General features: G+C 64.2%; 5 protein-coding genes. 2 read left to right on the forward strand and 3 right to left on the reverse strand.

Going from position 1 to position 2,745, the window contains the following annotated elements:
* On the forward strand, positions 1–230 hold a 230-nt coding region (locus ABZ861_RS31400), incomplete at its 5' end, for a transposase (protein ID WP_361637428.1).
* Positions 231–313: 83 nt separating this feature from the next.
* On the opposite strand, the gene ABZ861_RS31405 is transcribed toward ABZ861_RS31400, so the two are convergent.
* From ABZ861_RS31405 to ABZ861_RS31415, 3 genes are read right to left on the reverse strand one after another with little or no spacing between them, the layout of a single operon-like run.
* Positions 314–616, reverse strand: a complete 303-nt coding sequence (locus tag ABZ861_RS31405) for a hypothetical protein (RefSeq protein WP_361637431.1) — start codon at positions 614–616, stop codon at positions 314–316.
* On the reverse strand, positions 604–1,254 hold the full coding sequence (locus ABZ861_RS31410; protein WP_361637434.1) for a transposase: 651 nt from the start codon (positions 1,252–1,254) through the stop codon (positions 604–606). Before ABZ861_RS31410 ends, ABZ861_RS31405 begins: the two co-directional genes overlap by 13 nt.
* Positions 1,251–1,745: a winged helix-turn-helix domain-containing protein gene (locus ABZ861_RS31415; RefSeq protein ID WP_361637438.1), complete on the reverse strand. Its 495-nt coding sequence runs from the start codon at positions 1,743–1,745 to the stop codon at positions 1,251–1,253. The genes ABZ861_RS31410 and ABZ861_RS31415 overlap by 4 nt, the downstream gene beginning before the upstream one ends.
* A gap of 418 nt (positions 1,746–2,163) precedes the next feature.
* Between ABZ861_RS31415 and ABZ861_RS31420 the strand changes: the two genes are divergently transcribed.
* Positions 2,164–2,634, forward strand: coding sequence for a cupin domain-containing protein (locus tag ABZ861_RS31420; protein ID WP_361637441.1), 471 nt, complete (start codon positions 2,164–2,166; stop codon positions 2,632–2,634).
* Positions 2,635–2,745: the final 111 nt, after the last annotated feature.

A 2,745-nucleotide genomic window follows, 5' to 3' on the forward strand; every position in this document is an offset into this window, starting at 1 on the left:
AGGGAACCGGCCTCATCATTCCGCACCGCAGAAAACCCGGCCAGACCGAACTCCCCGCCTGGAAAGAGGAACACAACACCTCCCACCGCAAGGTCCGCGCCCGCGTCGAGCACACCTTCGCCCGCATGAAGAGCTGGAAGATCCTCCGCGACTGCCGCCTCAAAGGCGACGGCGTCCACCACGCCATGCTCGGCATAGCCCGCCTCCACAACCTCACGCTCGCCGGCTAACGAAGAAGCAGGCAGGTCAACCTTACTGAACTTGAACTCGTGATGTCGGCCCTGGATCTCGCTGTGCTGTCAGGACGTCTGCTCTACGATCCTGTGCTTTCCACGGGTGGGGCAACGAGCGCCACGAAGTGCTGGAGGACGGCGAACGGCAGCGTTTGATTCCCGTCGAAGTAGACCTCTGCCGGCTTCTCCTCCTCGGGTGCGTAGACAAGCACCGTCACAGTTGTCGGCCCTGGCGCCGGTGAAGCAGGCACAGAAGAGGCTCCGCCCGGAACCGTGCGGGCTTCGCTGAGCTCGAAATGTGTCATCCGGCCTTCAGTTGCGCCCGTCTCGGTGGTGAGGGCGCAGAACAGATCACCGTCGTAGTCCCAGGTCAGCAAAGACATGGCGATGATGCTGCCATACCTGGCGCCGTAAGCGGTCGGGCATTTTCATCACCGCGTTGGTCAGGGGCCAGATCCATGCTCAGGCCGGTGCCCGTCAGACAGCCGTCGATGACTTCCGGCCGGTACTGAAGCATCTTGAGCTTGCGTTTCACTGCGCGGGTGACCTGGCTGAGGTCGGCGGCGGCGAGGTTGCCGAGGTTGCTTTTGACCAGCGACCAGATGCCCTCCTGCGGGTTGAGGTCCGGGGCGTAGGTCGGTAGCTGGAAGACGGTGAGCCAGTCGGTGTTGGCCTCGAAGCACTCCCGTAGCGGCGCGACCAGGTGCATACGCGGGTTGTCCCATACCAGGACGATCGGGCCGCCGAGCTGGGTATGGGCGCGGATGACCAGGTCGCGGCAGTCCTTCCAGCCGAAGCCCTTCGGTTCGGCCTTGCGGCCCCGGTACTCGCGGATCGCGTAGATCAGACGGGACCGCTCGCCGACCTTGTAACAGGTCATGCCCGCCATGGAGACGCGGCCCGATCCCCGTCCGCGCACGCGGACGACCCGGGTGATGCCCTGGCGGCCCCAGGTTCTGGCGCGCGGCGGTGTCATCGACTGGCCGGCTTCGTCCTCGAAGACCACCCATGCGTTGTTCACCGCCGCGGTGCTCTTACCTGCGGCCAGACCTCCCGCCTCCACAGCTCCACCGCGTCGTCGTCGCGCTCGATCGCGCGCCGGGCGGGCTGCTGCCAGGACCAGCCGTGCCGCCTCAGCAGCCGCCATGTCCCCTCCACGGTGCACGCGACATGGAACAGACGGCCGATCAGCGTCTTCACTCGGGCCAGCGTCCACCGCTGGTCGGCCCACCCATGGGCCAGCGGGCCACGCTCCAACTCCCGCTCCAGTCGGGCCATCTGCACGCCCGACAGCCGAGGCCGGCCAGGCGATCCCTTCGATGCCACCCCGGCCAAGCCCTCCTCGCGCCACTGACGCCGCCAACGTCCCACCGACCGCTCCGAGACCCACAACACGACAGCGATCTCCTGATTCTTCTCCCCGCCCTCGAAGCCAGCCACGGCCTGGAGCCGGACCCATTCCCGCGCGATCCTCTCGGCATCGGTCAAGCCACCGCCCTGCGGATATCTCACCCAGCCAGGACTACCGACTCCGCCTGCGCGCTGTCCGGCAAACAGCCCGACATCACCCGATCAAGTTCAGTAGTTGGTTGGCGGGGTATCCGAGTGCGGACGACCCGCGGAAGCGGGCGACTCCGTTGCTGCCATCGACCCCTACGAACCCGTCGCCATCCTGTGCGGCTTCGCGCACCTGGAAAGATTCGCGTCCATCTGCCGCCAAACCACCAACTAATTCACGAAGCCACGGAGTTACTTGCGTGCTGCAAGAAGTTTGGGTAGCGTCCCCTTCCGCAAGAACAACCATTCCGTCTGGCGCATGCGCTGGACCCCGTGCTCACGGTCCGCCTGAGCTTCACCTGAGAGCTGGTACCGCCAGCGCCTCTACATCGAAGACCAATTAGGCCCCCGTGAATGATCTGAGGACGAGAAAATGACGATCGATCGCCGAAGCGTGATGCGTAACATCGGCGTGGCCGCAGTGAGTGCCGCGGGCGTGGCCGGGCTGGCCACCTCCGCCGAGGGTCAGCCCCTCCGCGATGGCCATAATGAGCATGGCTCGGGAGGCCCCTCTGATCCGACTGCCGGAGTGACTCGGACTCTGCTGCAGAGCCATCCTTCTCCGGCTAAGGGGTGGCAGGCAGTGCAAACCTTGGTCCAGATCCCTGTGACCAAAGAATCGGGCCGTCACAGCCACCCTGGCGTGGAGGTCGGCTACATCATTCATGGCGAGGTGCTCATGGAGTTTGACGAGGGAAATTCATCCCTGCGTCTTCAAACAGGCGATCCATTCTTCATTCCGGCTGGTGCCATTCATAACGCACGCAATGTCGGAGCCGTGAAGACCATGATGCTCTCGACTTACGTGGTTGACGCCTCGAAGCCTCTGGTAACGGAATACTGAAATACGCTTCAAACCCACCTGCCCGTTTTTTGGGTATTTAGCTCAACCTCGATCTTGCGTGACGGTCCGCCGACGAAGTCGGTGGACCGTTTTCGTGCCGTGAGGTAAGGG

Source organism: Streptomyces sp. NPDC046985, from assembly GCF_040644415.1.
Taxonomy (GTDB): domain Bacteria; phylum Actinomycetota; class Actinomycetes; order Streptomycetales; family Streptomycetaceae; genus Streptomyces.

Coding starts and splice junctions, on each gene's coding strand:
- ABZ861_RS31405 (WP_361637431.1), bottom strand. CDS start 616: ATGTCTTTGCTGACCTGGGACTACGACGGTGATCTGTTCTGCGCCCTC.
- ABZ861_RS31420 (WP_361637441.1), top strand. CDS start 2,164: ATGACGATCGATCGCCGAAGCGTGATGCGTAACATCGGCGTGGCCGCA.